General features: G+C 37.2%; 20 protein-coding genes. 17 read left to right on the top strand and 3 right to left on the bottom strand.

Going from position 1 to position 18,135, the window contains the following annotated elements; all coding sequences use genetic code 11:
* Positions 1-138 precede the first annotated feature (138 nt).
* On the bottom strand, positions 139-765 hold the full coding sequence (locus D1Z92_RS08290; RefSeq protein ID WP_128895197.1) for a hypothetical protein: 627 nt from the start codon (positions 763-765) through the stop codon (positions 139-141).
* Positions 766-934: 169 nt separating this feature from the next.
* Here D1Z92_RS08290 and coxB point away from each other — a divergent pair, with 169 nt between their 5' ends.
* From coxB to D1Z92_RS08230, 13 genes are all read left to right on the top strand, one after another.
* Entirely contained in the window at positions 935-1,951 is a 1,017-nt protein-coding gene (coxB, locus tag D1Z92_RS08285) for a cytochrome c oxidase subunit II (RefSeq protein WP_240666626.1), read from the top strand.
* 66 nt (positions 1,952-2,017) lie between these two features.
* On the top strand, positions 2,018-3,874 hold the full coding sequence (ctaD, locus tag D1Z92_RS08280) for a cytochrome c oxidase subunit I (RefSeq protein WP_128895273.1): 1,857 nt from the start codon (positions 2,018-2,020) through the stop codon (positions 3,872-3,874).
* Entirely contained in the window at positions 3,871-4,491 is a 621-nt protein-coding gene (locus D1Z92_RS08275) for a cytochrome c oxidase subunit 3 (protein ID WP_128895196.1), read from the top strand. Before ctaD ends, D1Z92_RS08275 begins: the two co-directional genes overlap by 4 nt.
* The gene (locus D1Z92_RS08270; protein WP_128895195.1) at positions 4,491-4,814 is read left to right on the top strand and encodes a cytochrome C oxidase subunit IV family protein; all 324 of its coding nucleotides are present in this window, start codon (positions 4,491-4,493) and stop codon (positions 4,812-4,814) included. The genes D1Z92_RS08275 and D1Z92_RS08270 overlap by 1 nt, the downstream gene beginning before the upstream one ends.
* Positions 4,815-4,960: 146 nt before the next feature.
* Positions 4,961-5,887 carry a cytochrome c oxidase assembly factor CtaG gene (ctaG, locus tag D1Z92_RS08265; protein ID WP_128895194.1) on the top strand — a complete coding sequence of 309 codons (927 nt, stop codon included), beginning with the start codon at positions 4,961-4,963 and terminating at the stop codon, positions 5,885-5,887.
* Between the two features lie 126 nt (positions 5,888-6,013).
* A complete protein-coding gene (locus tag D1Z92_RS08260; protein WP_128895193.1) occupies positions 6,014-6,478 on the top strand; it encodes a hypothetical protein in 465 nt (154 codons plus the stop codon).
* Between the two features lie 34 nt (positions 6,479-6,512).
* A complete protein-coding gene (locus D1Z92_RS17580) occupies positions 6,513-6,743 on the top strand; it encodes a hypothetical protein (protein WP_240666625.1) in 231 nt (76 codons plus the stop codon).
* A gap of 18 nt (positions 6,744-6,761) precedes the next feature.
* The gene (locus D1Z92_RS08255) at positions 6,762-7,292 is read left to right on the top strand and encodes a prolipoprotein diacylglyceryl transferase family protein (RefSeq protein WP_240666628.1); all 531 of its coding nucleotides are present in this window, start codon (positions 6,762-6,764) and stop codon (positions 7,290-7,292) included.
* 62 nt (positions 7,293-7,354) lie between these two features.
* The gene (locus D1Z92_RS08250) at positions 7,355-8,764 is read left to right on the top strand and encodes a radical SAM protein (protein ID WP_128895192.1); all 1,410 of its coding nucleotides are present in this window, start codon (positions 7,355-7,357) and stop codon (positions 8,762-8,764) included.
* 425 nt (positions 8,765-9,189) lie between these two features.
* Positions 9,190-10,686, top strand: a complete 1,497-nt coding sequence (locus D1Z92_RS08245; RefSeq protein ID WP_128895191.1) for a S41 family peptidase — start codon at positions 9,190-9,192, stop codon at positions 10,684-10,686.
* Positions 10,687-10,770: 84 nt separating this feature from the next.
* The gene (locus D1Z92_RS08240; RefSeq protein WP_128895190.1) at positions 10,771-10,980 is read left to right on the top strand and encodes a heavy-metal-associated domain-containing protein; all 210 of its coding nucleotides are present in this window, start codon (positions 10,771-10,773) and stop codon (positions 10,978-10,980) included.
* 87 nt (positions 10,981-11,067) lie between these two features.
* The gene (locus D1Z92_RS08235; RefSeq protein ID WP_240666624.1) at positions 11,068-12,705 is read left to right on the top strand and encodes a multicopper oxidase family protein; all 1,638 of its coding nucleotides are present in this window, start codon (positions 11,068-11,070) and stop codon (positions 12,703-12,705) included.
* Positions 12,706-12,814: 109 nt separating this feature from the next.
* On the top strand, positions 12,815-13,252 hold the full coding sequence (locus D1Z92_RS08230) for a hypothetical protein (protein ID WP_128895189.1): 438 nt from the start codon (positions 12,815-12,817) through the stop codon (positions 13,250-13,252).
* Here the strand turns inward: D1Z92_RS08230 and D1Z92_RS08225 are convergent.
* The gene (locus D1Z92_RS08225; protein WP_128895188.1) at positions 13,232-14,506 is read right to left on the bottom strand and encodes a BaiN/RdsA family NAD(P)/FAD-dependent oxidoreductase; all 1,275 of its coding nucleotides are present in this window, start codon (positions 14,504-14,506) and stop codon (positions 13,232-13,234) included. The two genes, D1Z92_RS08230 and D1Z92_RS08225, sit on opposite strands and share 21 nt — an antisense overlap.
* A gap of 134 nt (positions 14,507-14,640) precedes the next feature.
* Between D1Z92_RS08225 and D1Z92_RS17715 the strand changes: the two genes are divergently transcribed.
* The 3 genes from D1Z92_RS17715 to D1Z92_RS08215 all read left to right on the top strand — a co-directional run bounded on the left by D1Z92_RS17715 (position 14,641) and on the right by D1Z92_RS08215 (position 15,774).
* A complete protein-coding gene (locus tag D1Z92_RS17715; protein ID WP_276318871.1) occupies positions 14,641-14,766 on the top strand; it encodes a hypothetical protein in 126 nt (41 codons plus the stop codon).
* Positions 14,767-14,781: 15 nt separating this feature from the next.
* The gene (locus tag D1Z92_RS08220; RefSeq protein WP_128895187.1) at positions 14,782-15,192 is read left to right on the top strand and encodes a DUF3905 domain-containing protein; all 411 of its coding nucleotides are present in this window, start codon (positions 14,782-14,784) and stop codon (positions 15,190-15,192) included.
* 174 nt (positions 15,193-15,366) lie between these two features.
* Positions 15,367-15,774: a BrxA/BrxB family bacilliredoxin gene (locus tag D1Z92_RS08215; protein WP_370741248.1), complete on the top strand. Its 408-nt coding sequence runs from the start codon at positions 15,367-15,369 to the stop codon at positions 15,772-15,774.
* Between the two features lie 85 nt (positions 15,775-15,859).
* Here the strand turns inward: D1Z92_RS08215 and map are convergent, their stop codons facing one another.
* The gene (map, locus tag D1Z92_RS08210) at positions 15,860-16,627 is read right to left on the bottom strand and encodes a type I methionyl aminopeptidase (protein WP_128895185.1); all 768 of its coding nucleotides are present in this window, start codon (positions 16,625-16,627) and stop codon (positions 15,860-15,862) included.
* Positions 16,628-17,175: 548 nt separating this feature from the next.
* Here map and nadE point away from each other — a divergent pair.
* The gene (nadE, locus tag D1Z92_RS08205; protein ID WP_240666623.1) at positions 17,176-17,994 is read left to right on the top strand and encodes an NAD(+) synthase; all 819 of its coding nucleotides are present in this window, start codon (positions 17,176-17,178) and stop codon (positions 17,992-17,994) included.
* Positions 17,995-18,135 lie beyond the last annotated feature (141 nt).

Below are 18,135 nucleotides of genomic sequence, written 5' to 3'. Positions count from 1 at the left end.
ATAAACCTCCATCATTAATGTATTCTTTTATCATATAGTAAAGTATAGTATTAATGAAGAGGTATATAGTACTAATGTAATGAAACAAAACATAATAAAAATATATCCCAGGTGATTACCATGGGATATTTCATGTGACTATTCACCAAAGTGATTTTTTACAGCCTCATTAAATGAGCTCACATATGGTTGCAGAGGTTCCCCTCCATATGTTTTTTTAGCGAAATCATCAAATAGGTTCATCATGTCTGGGTTGGCTGTAATAAACACTTCCTGTAATGGGGTGTGATAGGACCTTACACATAATGCTATTTTTTGTTTGAGTATGTGAGAGATGTTTTCTGGTCTTGGTAAAATCGGAGCACTTCTATAATTTTGCATAATTTGGCTTGGGTGTGCGTTGATATCACCGCCTTTGTTTTGGTCTATGGTCTCGCTATTTTTTATACCTGTTGCATTGTTTCTTGTCATGATGGTAACGTAAGCATTTTTATTCGTTACAAATACATAAGCTTGACCCACTCCTTTTATTTTCATGACTTCATTAGATGTAGTTTTTTGAAAGTCTAAGTACTCATTTTCATGATGCTTTATATTCGGTATGGTGTGGCCATATGCTACAGGGCTTTTTTCATATTTTTCATATGCAGCTTTAGAACTTAAGTCACTGTCACTTTGCTCATATTGTTCTCTATAGTTACAAGAAATCATAAATAAAGAGAACAGCAGTAAAATGGAAAGGCAATATAATAGATTCTTATTCATAGAATTTCACGCTCCATTATTAGAACAATTTGTGAACTTTACAAGATTCATTGACAAAAAAGTTTAAGAATTTTATAGTAATAACGTGGTAAGCTTTGTTTTTTGGACGGCTTATGTTCTAATTACTTACAAAATTGTTACATATCAAGGACGAAGTGGGGTTGATATTGTGAAACGGAGAAAGTTTATGATGTTTCTCCTAATGATGTTGACACTCTCTTTAGTATTAAGTGGCTGTAGTTTTACAGAAGAAGCAAGTCCACTTAATCCTCAAGGTAGTGTCGGTGAAAGTCAGCTTTTTCTCATTAATTTATCATTAGGAATCATGTTTGGTGTTTTAGCTGTTGTATTTGCACTGTTTTTCTATGCAATCATACGTTTCAGAAGAAAGAAAAGTGACAAGGACTATCCAGAACAAGTAGAAGGAAGTCACAAGTTAGAAATTATATGGACTGTTATTCCTTTGATCTTAATTACTATTTTGGCTGTTCCTACTGTAATTTATGCATTTGTGTTAGGTGAAGATTTAACGGAAGACCCAGATGTTTTATTAGTAGAAGTAGTGGGTCACCAGTACTGGTGGGAATTTAACTATCCACAGTTAGATATCTACACTGCTCAGGATTTAGTTATGCCTGTGGATAAAACCGTTGCGTTTAAAATAACTGCAAGTGACGTCTTGCACTCATTCTGGATTCCAGGTTTAGGCGGAAAGATGGATGCAATACCTGGTACAGAAAATGTTTTATATTATGATGCCAACACAACGGGTGTTTTAAAAGGTAAATGTGTGGAGCTTTGTGGTCAGTCTCATGCTCTCATGGATTTCAAGGCGGTCGTTCTTGAGCAAGATGAATTCGATACATGGGTGGAAGACATGAAAACCCCTTACCCGGAAGAGGTAGAAAATGTTGAACTTGCTGAAGGATACGAAATATTCAAGAACAATTGTATTAGTTGCCATGCAATCGATGCAACACAAAAGGGTATTTTTCCAAACTTGAAAGGGTTTGCGAATCGTGAAACAGTGGCTGGTTTCAAAGACAATAATGCAGAAGAAATTAAAGCTTGGATTGAAGATCCTAACAAAATGAAACCAGGTGTAAGCGATATGCCTGCTTTTGAAAACGTTCTTAGCGATGAAGAGTTAGATAAACTAGTTGAATATTTACAAAGCCTAGATTGAGGGTTTAAGGAATGATAAGGGGAGGCTAGAACATTGGCTCATAAGGCAAAAAAGTACAAGGGTTTAATGGACTGGTTGACTACGGTCGATCATAAGAAAATAGGAATAATGTATTTAATTGCTGGTGCTTTTTTCTTTGTTATCGGGGGAATAGAAGCGTTACTGATTCGTTTACAGTTAATGTTTCCAGATATTAGAGCATTCGGTGATGATACGGCACAAATTTTTAATGAACTTATAACGATGCATGGAACCACGATGATATTTTTGGCAGCGATGCCGATATTGTTTGGTTTAATGAATGCAATTGTCCCACTACAAATTGGTGCTCGTGACGTAGCATTTCCATTTGTAAATGCGCTCGGTTTTTGGACGTTCTTATTTGGTGGGTTATTGCTGAATATTAGTTTATTCACTGGTGGTATGCCAGATGCAGGATGGACATCCTATGTACCTCTAGCTTCAAATGAGTTTAGTACGAGTAGAGGTGTGGATTTTTATACTATCGGTTTACAGATTGCTGGTATTGGTACGTTAATTGGTGGTATTAACTTCTTAGTTACGATTATTAACATGAGAGCGCCAGGAATGACGTTCATGAGAATGCCTTTATTTACTTGGGCAACTTTCGTAGCATCTATTATTATATTATTTGCTTTCCCAGCTTTTGCAGTTGGTTTGATTTTATTAACATTTGATCGTTTGTTTGACGCAAACTTTTTTGATGTTGCAAGTGGCGGTAGCCCCGTGCTATGGCAACATATATTCTGGATTTTTGGACATCCTGAAGTTTATATATTGATTTTGCCGGCATTTGGAATCATTTCTGATATCATTAGTAATTTCTCACGAAAGCGCTTATTCGGATATGCATCCATGGTATTTGCAACGATGTTGATTGGATTTTTAGGTTTCATGGTTTGGGCGCATCACATGTTTACTGTTGGTCTCGGACCTGTTGCAAACGCATTGTTTGCTGTAGCTACGATGTTGATTGCAGTACCTACAGGAATGAAAGTATTTAACTGGCTCCTTACATTATGGGGCGGTCAAATTACGTATAACACAGCGAATTTGTTTGCGATGTCATTTATCCCTACATTTGTTATGGGGGGCGTGACAGGGGTTATGCTTGCTGTTGCTCCAGCTAACGCGCAGATGCATGATACGTATTTTGTTGTAGGACACTTTCATTACGTTATTGTAGGTGGAATTGTACTTAGTTTATTCGCTGCTGCATATTACTGGTGGCCGCGTATGTTCAATAAAGAACTTAACGAAGGACTAGGTAAATTTACGTTCTGGACGTTCTATATTGGATTCCACTTAACTTTCTTCGTACAACATATTCTTGGTTTAATGGGTATGCCACGTCGTGTATTTACGTATTTACCGAACCAAGGTTGGGATACAATGAACTTGGTAAGTTCTATCGGTGCATTTTTAATGGGTATTGGATTTTTGGCTACGGTGATCAATATCGTGATCACGACGGCAAAGAAGAAAAAATCTGTAGCAGATCCATGGGATGGCCGTACGTTAGAGTGGGCTATACCTTCTCCTACACCAGAATACAACTTTAAACAGCTTCCACTTGTTCGTAGTATAGATCCTCTATTCTATGAAAAAGTGCAAGGAAATAAAGGCATGACACCTGCTGAACCAGTTGGTCCGATTCACATGCCTAACGCTTCTATCTTGCCATTTGTGATGTCATTTGGACTGTTTGTGGCTGGATTAGGGTTCATGTATCAAGATGGTGGATTGAATAACGATTTCTTGAATTTTATTTTTGAGAACTTTATTGTGGCGTTTGTTGGTATAGGCATTACATTACTTTGTATGTTCTTACGTTCTGTTATCGATGATCACGGATATCATATAGAAGTTGAAGAGCTTGAAGATGAGGGGGCGAAAATATGAGTCACGCATCCCATGAAGGAGAAAATAAAATAATGCATCAGCCTGAAAAGGCAACCCTTGAAGGTCGTAATAAAGTCTTAGGTTTCTGGCTATTCCTTGGTGGAGAAACCGTTCTTTTCGGAACGTTATTTGCTACATTTATTGCGCTTCGTGGAGAAAGCAATGGTGTTCTTGCAAAAGACTTATTTGATATGACACTAGTTGCCATCGCAACGTTCATATTGTTAACGAGTAGTTTGACCAGTGTATTAGCTACACAAGCATTGCATAGAGGTAATGCGAAACAAATGATCAACTGGTTAATTGTAACCGTCATACTCGGATTCTCATTCTTAGGATTAGAGATATATGAGTTTTATCATTACGTACACTTAGGACATACTTTTTCGTCCAGTCCTTTTGGTTCATCGTTTTATGCTCTAGTTGGTTTTCACGGAGCTCACGTTGCACTCGGTGTAGCTTGGATTACCATTTTGATTGTGCAAGGTATGCGCAAAGGAATTACGACGTACACTGCTCCAAAGTTTTATGTAGCAGGATTGTATTGGCACTTTATTGACGTGGTATGGGTATTTATCTTTACTGTTGTTTATTTGATGGGAGAGGTGGGCTTTTAATGAATAATCATGTTGAAGAAAAGCCAGTTACAAACATCAAAAGACGAGATAATCACGAAGGTCCAAAGTATCACTTTATTACTTACGCTGTGTCCATGGTTCTCACTTTTTTAGCCTTTATCGCAGTGTTGAATGAGACATTAAATAAGAATTTTGTTGTATTTCTTATTTTGGCTATGGCAGTGGTGCAAGTGGTATTGCAGTTAGCTTATTGGATGCATATGAAAGATCGCGGACATTTCTACGCCATAACTGGTTTAATAGTCGGGACATTTGTTATGTTTACTTGTGTTATTATGGCTGTGTATTGGGTATGGTGGTAGGATACAATAGATAAGAAGTGGAGATAGAAGGCAAATGCTTTCTATCTTTACTTATTTTCTTTGTTTAGTATATTCTATAGTACTCATTGTTGGCTTCAGTATGGGGCCATTTTTCATTTTTATACTATATAGTAGGGGAGGTAGCTATGATGTTTGGATTAGAATATTTTAGTTTTAGTGCAGTGTGGAGTCCGTACGTTATGATTTCATCACTTGCTTTGATTGTCCTTTATTTACTTATTACAGGACCATGGCGACACAAGTTTAAAAACAGTGAGCCCGTTCCGTTGAGAAAAAAGATGTATTTTATTATTGGAATAGCTATTTTTTATTTTGCGCAAGGCGGTCCTTTAGACTTGCTTGCTCATTTAATGTTTAGTGCACATATGATTTCTATGTCGGTTAAATTTATTATTTTACCGCCCATTATTTTATTAAGTATACCTGCTTGGTTTTACCAAGCCGTTTTCAGAGCTTCATTTTTCAAAAAGCTTTCTTTTATTGTTCATCCCATTTTTACCGCTATATTGTTTAATGGATTATTTTCTTTTTATCACATACCGATTATTCATGATGCAGTAATGACTAACTATAGTGTTCACACCATTTACTTGATCATTTTATATATTTCCGCTTTTCTTATGTTTTGGCCTGTTATGAATCCTTTACCTGATACAGACACGTTGAGTGGGTTGAAGAAAACGGGTTATATGTTTTTGAATGGTGCATTGATTACTCCGGCATGTGCGCTAATTATTTTTTCGCCCACGGCTTTGTATACGACGTTTACAGATCCGGCAGAGTGGGCTGTTATGTTAGGGTATTGTGTACCATTAGACGCCAGCACATTGCTTGCAAATTTTAGTGGACCAGAATACTTTACTAACGTTACACCTTTAGAAGATCAGCAGATAGGTGGCGTGGCGATGAAATTAGTTCAGGAATTTGTGTATGCATTCGTGTTAGCATCGATCTTTGCACAATGGTTTAGAAAAGAGAGTAAAAAAGATAAGTTTGATGTGCAAGACAAAACATCATCTTTGACCAACACGCTATCTGACAATAGAGCATAACCAACTAGAGTTGTTCTTAAAGTACATTGATTTTCACTTTGAGAACAGCTCTTTTTTTATGATGACCATGATAGAAACCGATACATTACATATGTAATGAGTCAAGTTAAAGGAGGTGTAAGGTGAATGGTCTCCTCACTCGGTGATAACAAAAAGCTATTGCTTACACTAGGAACAATCATTACTTTTATCACCCATATTATCGTTGCTTCAAGTTTGCAAAACATTTCATTTTCATCACTGTTATGGTTTCTTGTGATTACAATGTGGATTAGCTTCCTATGTGTACTCATATACCATAAAAGAAACCAAAGTTATAGTTTAGGAGAAACGATAGTTGCTTATCGTGTGCAACTTGTATTTGCTTTACTGATAAGTATTATGTTTTACATCACCCCTTTTCCTCGCTATATTGAGGAGTATTTTATCATTTACGTTGCCATGTTTCAATTTGTATACGTTGGGCCAGCTATTGTCGTTTTTAGCATGATCAATAAACGATTGATGCAAGGGGTCATATTAGGTGCTATCATCACTATTTTAGTTAGTATAGCGTGTGTTGGGTCTGTTCTAGTCTCTGTGGGTATTTAATGCATGAAATGTTGTTTTAAAAAGGAGTTGCATGATGGATTTTCCTGTTTTCATTTCTATTGGTTCTTTTACTATTCATCCTCATTTGTTATTTGAAATGCTCGCATATTTTATTGGATTTCGGGTGTATATGTGGACGCGTACTAAAGGTGCAATGAGTTTTGATAAAGCGATTTGGATTGTGATTGGTGCAGGGCTTGGGGCTGCTATTGGTTCCAAAGTGTTATATTGGTTTGAAGATCCGCTATTGCTGTATAATAATTGAAATGATTTAACTTATTTGATGGAAGGAAAAACGATTGTTGGTGGACTGCTAGGAGGCTTGATTGGTGTAGAAATAAGCAAGCGATTTGTAGGGGTCAAACAATCTACCGGTGATGATATGGTCATCCCGATTGTCATCGGAATGTGTATAGGTAGAGTAGGTTGCTTTTTAACTGGTTTATCTGATCGTACGTATGGTACAGCGACAACATGGATGACTGGTGTGAATTTTGGTGATGGGATCATGAGACATCCTACACAATTATATGAAATAGCTGCATTATTGTGCTTTATGCTGCTGCTAGGTTATGTGCATTACATAGAGAAAAAACGAGGTAGTGTATTTCACCAGGGATTCCGATTTCAACTATTTATGCTCTATTATTTAACGTTCCGATTGTTTATTGAATGGATAAAACCAACACCTCATCCATACTTCGGATTGAGTAATATTCAACTTGCAGCGTGCATCGGGATTGTATATTACATTTGGTTAGTAAGGAGAAAGATGAAGAAGATGAACACGATCAAAACGATAACAGCAACGTAACTTACTTCAATATGTCTTATAAATATAATATGACTTGTGACTTATCATTGGAGGTCAAAAAGATGGCGACAAAAAATCGTGATTACTTGTTTTACGAATTAACGAATAGTATTTGTTCTGTATGCTTACGTAAAGTAGAAGCAAAAGTCATCATACAAGACGATAAAGTATATTTATCTAAATATTGCTTCACACACGGACCTGAAAAAGTGCTCATTTCTGACGATGTGGAATATTACAAGCAATGCAGACAATTTATTAAACCTTCCGAGATGCCCCAGCGATGGAACACACCGATTAAATATGGCTGTCCATACGACTGTGGTCTTTGTCCTGATCATGAACAGCATAGCTGTTTAACGTTACTCGAAATTACGGATCGCTGCAACTTACAATGTCCGATCTGTTACGCTGATTCATCATCTGCGCCTCATAAAAGTCATCGTTCGATGGAAGACATCGAGTATATGCTTGATGCTATCGTTAAAAATGAAGGAGAGGCCGATATCGTACAAATTAGTGGGGGTGAACCAACGCTTCATCCACATTTTTTTGAAATATTAGATCTGGCTAAGTCTAAACCGATTAAACATATCATGGTAAATACAAATGGCGTTAAAATTGCACAGGATAAAACATTTGCAGAAAAATTAGCACAGTACATGCCTGGTTTTGAACTGTATGTGCAATTTGATAGTTTTAAAGCAGACACGTTAACATCATTACGTGGAAAAGATCTAACTGCCATCAGGCAGCAGGCACTTGCACACTTAAATGAACACAATGTTTCTACTACGCTCGTAGTGACCGTCAAAAAAGGATGGAACGATGATGAAATTGGAAAAATAATTGATTTTGCATTACAGCAAAAAGCGGTTAGAGGTGTAACTTTTCAGCCTATTCAAAGTGCAGGTAGATTAGAAGACTTTGATCCCAAATTAGATAGATTAACACTAAGCGAAGTGCGGAGGAATATCATTACACAAAGCGACGTTTTCTCAGAGAAAGATATGATTCCCGTTCCTTGTCATCCAGATTGTTTAGCTATGGGGTATGCGTTGAAGTTAGAAGGAGATGTTATTCCGCTAACGCAATTTATTGAACCAGATAGTTTGTTAGAGGGGCAACGGAATACGATTGTATTTGAGCAGGATGAACAGATGAAAGAAAAGGTTTTTAACTTATTTTCCACCAGTCATTCACCTGCATCTTCTGCTGCTTCATTGAAAGATTTACTTTGTTGTTTGCCCAAAGTATCAGCTCCGCCTTCCATAAGTTATGATCACGTTTTTCGTGTGCTCATTATGCAGTTTTTAGATCCATACAATTTTGATATTCGCTCTGTTAAAAAATCATGTGTACACATTGCGCATCCTGATGGACGTATTATTCCTTTTGACACATACAATATATTTTATCGAGATGGACTAGAAAGCCAGTTACAGCAGATTATTTCAGGCTCATCTTCATGATATTTATGATAGAAGTTTCGTTCTAGATTGACATCGATTGACATAAAAACAAGGATAGTGAAAGTATGGTATACTATACGAGTTGAAGGTATGGTAAAAATATGAATATATTATACGTTTCATTATTAAATAAGTTGTTCAACCAACTTATTACCGCTAAACACAAGATAAAGAAATCTCATACAACTTTTACGGCTGGCAACTGAGGCGTAAACTTGTATTCTTATATTTCTTTATCTTATAAATAAGTTGTTCAACCAACTTATTACCGCTAAACACAAGATAAAGAAATCTCATACAACTTTTACGGCTGGCAACTGAGGCGTAAACTTGTATTCTTATATTTCTTTATCTTATAAATAAGTTGTTCAACCAACTTATTTACATACTTTTTCACTGACTTACATTCATTTGGAGGGATAGAAATGATGAAATGGAATCAAATTCGTTATATGTTTATTGCTATAATTATGTTTACTCTAGTTATGCCTACGTATAGTTTTGCAGAAGAAGCACAAGGTGAAACGGGAGTAGTATATGATGAAACAGAAGTAGTGCAAGAAGTCATTCACTTAATTAATGAGCATAGTATTTATGAAAGTGATCTAAATAGAATGATAGATGCAGCTATAGATGGAATTAGTTATTACGGTACAGACGATCCGTATATTAGTTATTATTCACCAAGTGAAGAAGTAGGTGTAGTGGGGACAAAAGCTTACTATTCAGGCAACTACACTGATGCTGGCTTTGATTTTTCTTATAATGACGAAGGAGAAATCTTTGTCTCTTACATTTATGAACAATCCGTAGCGAATGGCAAGCTTCAAGTTGGTGATACCATAAAAAAAATAAATGATATCGATGTGACAAGCGAGGAAGTAGCAGTAGGAGAGATAAGTGTATTCTCTATGATTTATGATAACGTAGAGGGTGAGTTGGTAACGGTTGTCGTTGAAAGAGAAGGAAAAGAAGTTGAGGTTGAGCTGATTATTTCTTCTTATTATGTGCCAACGGTAATGGGTTTGATGGCTGATTCACAAACAGCGTATATAAAATTACATGAGTTTAATGATAAAACAGGCACGGAATTTAAGGAAGTGCTTAGTAACTTGCAGAAGCAAGGGATGAAATCTTTAATACTAGATCTTCGAGATAATTCTGGTGGTTATGTGGACCAGATGCAAGAAGTAGCAAAGAACTTGATGAAAGATAAAGTGATCATGTATGAAGTCGATAATAAAGGGAACATGGAAGCAGTGAAGCTTGACGGAGGTACAGATGCGGAATTCCCTATTACCGTCTTGACGAACTATAATACTGCTAGTGCATCAGAAATTTTGGCGGCTGCACTGCAAGATCATGAAATCGCAACAATCGTTGGCGAACAAACTTATGGAAAAGCAGCCATCCAAAATGGTTATGATTTATCAAATGGCGGTGTGTTGTACTTAACGACCCACAAATACTTAACACCGGACAAACACGATATCGACAATTACGGTATCACTCCAGACATTGCAGCATCTAGTGAGGCAGATCAGATCATTGCTGCTTTGCAGCACGCTGGTGTTAGTAAAGTGGAAGTAGAGTTCACATCGTATCTTGAAACGAAAATAAACGGGATTCCATCTTACTATACATCGCATTATGTGGAACAAGATAATACATTCTATGTACCAAGTTCATTGCTATTAACATTGCTTTCTGCAGAGGTAGAATGGTTAGATGAAAAAAATAATTTACTCAAATATGTCATCAATGATACGGTATTATCTTTTTCATATGATAACGGTGAAGTGATGTATGATGAAGGTGATTTTGAAACGTATATTGCAGTAGATGCCATTGCAAAAAAAATAGACGGTTTTGAATGGAAAAAAGATAAAAATTTCTTTACGATACAGTACGAAGCTAAGTAGTACAAAATCAAGTAAGCAAGTGATATGAGGACTACAAGCAGCAACGGGTAAAATAAAAAATAAGGGGAACAGGAGGTACAGTGCATGAAGGAACTTGAAATTAAAGTAGCAGGGATGATGTGTGAAACTTGTGCACGTTCTATTGAACAATCTGTACGTTCTCTTTCTGGTATTATTGAAGTACAGGGAATCGTAGAAAGTCAATCCGTTATCGTAACATTGGATACCGTCGTCGCTAGCGTTGATAAAGTGGAAGAAGCCATTGAAGCGGCAGGATACGATGTTGTAGGATAAAGTTACAATAAAGCATCATGTACTATACGCTAACTATTTTCATATTAAACACCACTTCTTGCATAGGATACAGCATGGAGGTGGTGTTTGTTGCATTTAACACGCTTTGTGGATCCCCTACCTAGACCGAAAAAGAAGCAGCCATTTAAGCAAGTAAAAGGCAATACGTTATATGAGATAAAGATGTTAGAAAGCAACCATACATTTCATCGTGATCTCGGACCGAGCACGATTTATGGATATGATGGGCAATATGTAGCTCCATATTTTGAGGTAAATCGTAATGAAAAAGTGAAGGTGGAATGGAAAAACGAATTACCATTGAAGCATTTTTTACCTGTAGATAAAACGGTTCATGGTGCAGAAGAAGATAAACCTGAGGTTAGAACGGTAGTGCATGTTCACGGTGGGGTAACGAGGGCAGATAGCGATGGATACCCAGATGCATGGTATACGAACGGTTATGAAGTAACAGGACCATTTTTCACTAGGAAAGTGTATGAGTATGATAATCCTCAGCAAGCGACGATGCTTTGGTATCATGATCATACGGTAGGTATCAATCGATTGAACGTCTATGCTGGTTTAGCTGGTTTTTATATTATCCGTGACGAAATAGAAAAAAAGGCGCAGCTACCGAAAGGAAATGAAGAAGTTTTCTTAATGATTCAAGATAAATGCTTTTTTGAAAATGGGGAAATGTATTATCCTCCTGAACCAACGCCCAATCCGTACGGTGTTTTTCCTTGTATTCTCGGAGAATTTTTTGGAGATTTTATTATTACGAATGGCAAGGCATACCCTTATTTGAATGTCGAAAAGAAAAAGTATCGATTTAGAATATTAAACGCTGCAAATGCCCGTTTTTTTGAATTAAGTTTAGACAATGGGCAGTCTTTTGAAGTGATAGGAACGGATCAAGGTTTATTAGAGCGTTCAGTAAAGGTGAAAAAGTTTTTGCTAGCACCAGCAGAGAGGATCGATGTTATCATTGATTTTTCCCACAGCAGTCAAAGAAGAATAAATCTCCTCAATAGTGCAAGAGCCCCTTATCCATCTGGGGATGAAGTAAATGAATATACTCGTTATGTGATGCAATTTAGAGTGACCAGTAAACAGATCTCTAGTCAATTTGCAAAAGAGCAGGCAGTGCATGATGCCAAACCTTTATTCCTACAGTATCCTTACGACAAATGGAAAGAAGAAGATGCTGTAAAAGAAAGGGCATTATTACTATCCGAAGAAAAAGATGAGTACGGAAGACCTTATATGTTGTTGAATAAAACGACGTGGAGCCAGCCAGTAACAGAAAAGCCTAAACTACATAGCATAGAAATTTGGAAGTTTATAAATATATCAGAAGATACACACCCTATACATATTCATCTTGTAAAATTTTTACTGTTGAGTCGGCAACGTTTTGATAAAGAGCAATACCTTGCAACAGGAGAGGTCACGTATACCGGTGATAAACAACGTCCGCTGATATATGAGAGAGGGTGGAAAGACGTCGTAGCTGCTAATCCAGGAGAGGAAGTGAGGGTGATAACGAAATTTACTCCATATAGTGGTAGGTATGTGTGGCATTGTCACATGTTAGAACACGAAGATAATGAAATGATGAGGCCATATGATGTGGTCCCTAAGTTTCGTTTTGCTAACCCATTTTACTTCATCAATACGGTAGTGAGAACTATAAGCAAGGTAAAGCGTGTCATGAAATAGATGTAAGCTAACCTTGGCATGTCATGAAAAGTTTACTGCTAAAAGGAGACAGAATAACTTCAATTATTGTGGTTACACTACCATTACCATGATAAAGGAGGATATTCAGTTGGAACCAGCTTCTATCGTATTCCAATTTCAAGATGGCAATCAAGCAAAATTAGCTTGGGACACGTATAATGATTTAGGATATAGTCCTGTGATGTTTACAGATACAGAACAACCTTCTCTTAAGATTCATATTGATAAATGTGACTTAACATCTGCTCTAGAAATTGCTTTTATGCATGGTGGGGAATTAATTACGAGCAGCAAATATAATGATTTAGAAATTTTCTCCATGGCATACGAATTCGGAGAAGAATTTATATCTATTCCAGCTCATATCGTCAATGAAGATATCATTCACGATGAGATGACTAAGGACACTGAAAGCAAAAAAGCAACATCGACAGAGGAAGAAGATGAAATGGACGAATCATTACAAAGCATATTGTCAGACCAAGATCAAAAATTTGATCACTTCTCAGCCGATGTTAGAGCCTAGCAGCGCGGCATTTTTTCCCGCCGTAAATCCTGTGGCAAAAGCAGCAGTAATATTGTAGCCACCTGTATAACCATGTATATCTAATATTTCTCCGCAAAAGAAAAGGCCTTGTAACAATTTTGATTGCATACATTTCGGATCAATTTCTTTTAATTTTACTCCTCCACCTGTTACGAATGCTTTTTCGATTGGTAACGTACCATTTACTTGTATGTTAAAAGCTTTGATTTGCATGGCTATCTTTTCCCACAATATATTGGAAATATCATAATTACAACGTTCATGATTGATATCCAACTTATCTAGTATGGCAGGCACTATACGTTCAGGAATGAAAGATTTCAATGTGTTTTTTAATAATTTGTTAGGATTTTCATTGCCTTTTGATAATAACATTTGCTGTATTTGTTGGATCTTTTGTTCTGGAAGAAGGTCAATGGTAATGGTAACAGTAGTATTAACTTTATTTTTCTGTAATTGCTTCACTACAAATTGACTGCATCGCAAAACTGCAGGACCAGATATACCGAAATGGGTAAAGATCATATCTCCTTGATGAGAAATGATTTTTTTGTTTTTTTCATTCCATACCGTCAAGATGACATTTCTTAATGATAGTCCTTGACATTGTTTTTGTTGAATGAACTTCTCATTAGATGTAATAGGTACTTCTGTTGGGTATAACGTCGTAATGGTATGTCCTGCTTGCTCTGCCCAAGCATAACCATCTCCTGTTGAACCTGTATGTGGTACTGATTTTCCACCAGCGGCAAGGATGACGTTATCTGCAAGTATAGTCTCTCCATTTATCAAGACGACACCTTGTAATCTTTCTTCACGTATGAGAAGTTGTTGCACAGGAGTATGGACTTTGATTTTCACCCCAAGGCGACGAACTTCTGCAATCAACGTATCCACTACCGTCTTTGCTTCATCACTAACTGGAAACATTCTCCCATTGTCTTCTTCTTTTAAAGAAATGCCGAGGTCTTCAAAAAATGTAATGATGTCTCTGTTGCTAAACGTATGAAAAGCGCTGTAAAGAAACTTACCATTACCTGGTATGTGTTGAATGATGTGGTCGACGTCTCCATTATTCGTAACGTTACAGCGACCTCCACCAGATATAGCTAACTTTCTTCCGAGTTTATCTCCTTTATCCAAAAGGAGTACTTTTGCACCATTGCGACTAGCAGCGATGCTGGCCATTAATCCTGAAGGGCCTCCTCCAATAACAATGACGTCGTATTTCATGTGTTTCCAGTCTCCTTTCATTGCATTAGATAGTATAGCTTAATGTTGGACAGGAAGTAAAGTAAACAGAGATGTACGTCTTCATGATATTTCATTTCTTTTTGCACATAATAAAGAGGAAAGGAGATGATAAAATGACGCATTCATCACAATCAAAAGCACAACAAGAACATGACAGAGAAAATAAACAAAACAAGCAAAAAGCAAATAAAAAGATCACCGATAAGTATTTAGATGGACCAAATGAACCTGCCACATAAGATGGGGGAACAATGATGAAAGAAAGCAATGATCAAATACAGAACAATGTAGATCGTAATGTAGATAGTGAGGAAAAGTTGAAAAATCTGGGGGATCCGAAGTTAGATCCATATGAAATACAGTTTATGCCCAAGTTGCATATGCAAGCTGTAGCGCCTTTCATGAATCAACATGGAGTAGTAATTGGGGATCATGAATATGAATCTCCAAACTCTCCTCTAACAAACTGGGATGAACATACAGACCCTGCTACCATGGCCGGGGAGGAATGGGTTCATCCAACGAAAGATATTGGCTTTCACCTTCCTAGCAATAAGCAATATTTTGAAAAAGGAACGTACCCAGAGGGGAATAATATTTCCCATCCTTTACATGATGTATCCTATTTCATACACAAAGAAAAAAGACAAAAGGACGATGGATGATCATGATCATCAGGAATTATGGATCTTATCTTGAGTGCATTCCATGAGGATGTGGAACAATCATCATCTCCATGTTTTATTTCTTCTCGTCCAGATGTATAATGGAAGAGTACGAAAGTACAGGATACTTAGAAAGTTAAGGAGGGGAATCTGTTGTCCCAATTTCAATTTTATATGGAAGATATGGTAAGACCTATGCGTGAGGAATTGACAAACATAGGTATTACGGAGCTTACAACTCCAGAACAGGTAAGTGAGAATTTTGAAGGTATGACAGGTACGGCATTACTTGTCGTGAACTCTGTGTGTGGTTGTGCTGCTGGGCAATGTCGTCCAGGAGTAGCAAAAGCATTGCAGCATGCTAAAACACCAACTCATTTATATACGGTTTTTGCTGGTCAGGATAAAGAAGCAACGGCAAAAGCAAGAGAATATTTAGCACCTAATCCGCCATCATCTCCATCCATTGCTTTATTTAAAGATGGAAAATTAGTGCACTTTATTGAGCGTCATCAAATAGAAGATCGCACTGCTGTAGATATTGCTAATGATTTAACTGCTGCATTTGATCAACATTGCTAAACATAGATAAAGATAAGTATATCTAAACGAAGCAAAGAACATCCCCCTTCATATAACATGAGGGGGGATGTTTTATACTTACATTTTATAGATGATCTTGATCGGTTAAAATCATAGGTCCGTCTTTCGTAATCGCAATCGTATGCTCATACTGTGCAGACCATTTTCCATCAAACGTTTTTGCTTGCCACCCGTCATCTTCAACGTAACAATGGGCTGTTCCTAGATTCAACATCGGTTCAATCGTAAATACCATTCCTTCTTTAATACGAGGACCAAACCCTGCTTTACCGAAATGAGGAACATCGGGAGCTTCATGAATATGTTTCCCAATACCATGACCTGAGAATTCCCTGACTACTCCATAGCCTTTACTTTCACCGAACACTTGAATAGCGTGTGATATATCTCCAATTCTATTTCCGATCTTTGCTTGCTCAATGCCGATATATAAAGATTCCTTCGTATCTTTCAGTAAGTTATCTGCTTGTTCTGAAACTTTACCTACTGCATAAGACCAAGCGGAATCAGCTAGCCATCCATCAAGATTGACTACCATATCGATGGTTACGATGTCGCCTTCTTTTAGAGGTTCTTTGCTGGGGAAGCCATGACACACCATCTCATTGATGGAAGCGCATGTGGCGTAAGGATAATCCATGACTCTGCCTCTGTAACCTTTTTGCTCCGGTGTAGCGCCATGGTCTAACAAGAACTGTTCGGCAAAAGCATCTATTTCTAAAGTACTAATGCCAGGTTGGATTCTTTTTTTTATTTCTTGATGACAAGCAGCTAAAATTTTCCCTGCTTGCTTCATTTTATTTATCTCTGATAACGTTTTTAATCTCGTCAATGGAAAAGAACGCTCCTCTCGTACGTTTTATTTATCTTTTTCCGACAGAAGACTCAAGACTCCCACTTCAACGAGTGAGAAGGGCATAGCCCAATGAGTAAGTGGGAGATGAATGTCGGTAAGCGTAGCCTAAGATTGTTTGATTATTATGCAACTGAGGCAAAAGGTAACTTGAGTAAGTAATGATCAGTGTACATACTAAATAATCCTGTAATTTATTATACATAAAAACTGGAAAGATGTTAACTGTTACTTTTGTATAATTTACACTGCTACGCAAAACATACCAGTATAGCGATGGCATATATCGTTGCTGTTTGGCTTTACATGTGGGAATACGGTATAATTTATATAATATGTTACGTACATATATAAGATGAAGAAATGATCTAATACAAGTTTACGCCTCAGTAGCTAGGCGTAAAGGTGTGATGTGGAGATTTCTCCATCTTATGCATCGTGGTAATAAGTTGCATTAACAAGTTAATTCAACTTATATAGATGAATGATGATTTTGTATCGTTATCGTTTAGGAGGGTGTAAACAATATGAGAGAGAAAGACATGCAACAGCACATTATAGAAGCGTTAGGTGTAAAACCAACGATAGATGTAGCAGCAGAAGTGGACAAGCGGGTACAATTTTTAAAAGAACACGTATTAGCGTCTAAAACAACCGGACTTCTCATCGCTATTAGCGGAGGAATAGATAGTGCGGTGACCGCAGGTCTCTGTAAACGTGCTACGGATGAGTTAACGAAGGAAACAGGTCAAGATTATCGTACTATTGGTGTATTCCAACCGTATGGTGAACAAGAAGATATTGAACATAGTTATGCTGTAGCAGAAGAGTTTCAACTTCAACACACCATGGAGACGAATATAGAAGAGGCAGTGAACGAAGTTGCTTTAGAAGTGGAAGACAGTTTGAAATCGATTGGTGTACACCGTCACGTTAGTGTGAAGGGGAAAGGCAACATCAAGGCTCGTACGAGAATGGTAATGCAATATGCGATCGCATTTGAGCAAAATGTACTCGTTGTGGGAACAGACCATGCGTCGGAAGCGTTGACTGGTTTCTTTACTAAATATGGAGACGGAGCAGTAGATATTACACCATTGAGTACACTAAACAAGCGCCAAGTTAAAATGTTGGCGGAGGTTTTAGGTGTGCCACAGCAAATTATTACAAAAGCACCGACGGCTGGGTTATGGGTAGGACAAACCGATGAAGATGAGTTAGGTATTAGTTATGACGATAACAGTGACTACTTGGAAGGAAAAGAAGTACCTGCATCGGTGAGAGAGAAGTTAGAGCAATTATATCAAAATACGCAGCATAAACGTTCCATTATTCCAGGTATATAAGCGTAAATGTTATCATTCACCATGAAATATGAAATGCTAGGGTAGCATAGTACTCTAGCATTTCAAGAAATCAAAATAAATGGTAATATCAATAAAACTATGGTATTATGTTAATGATTTCTTATTTTTTATTAGATTATA

Origin of the sequence: Longirhabdus pacifica, assembly GCF_004115085.1 — a bacterium.
GTDB classification, from domain to species: Bacteria; Bacillota; Bacilli; order Paenibacillales; family DSM-105158; genus Longirhabdus; species Longirhabdus pacifica.
This window is presented reverse-complemented; position numbering and strand designations above follow the sequence as displayed.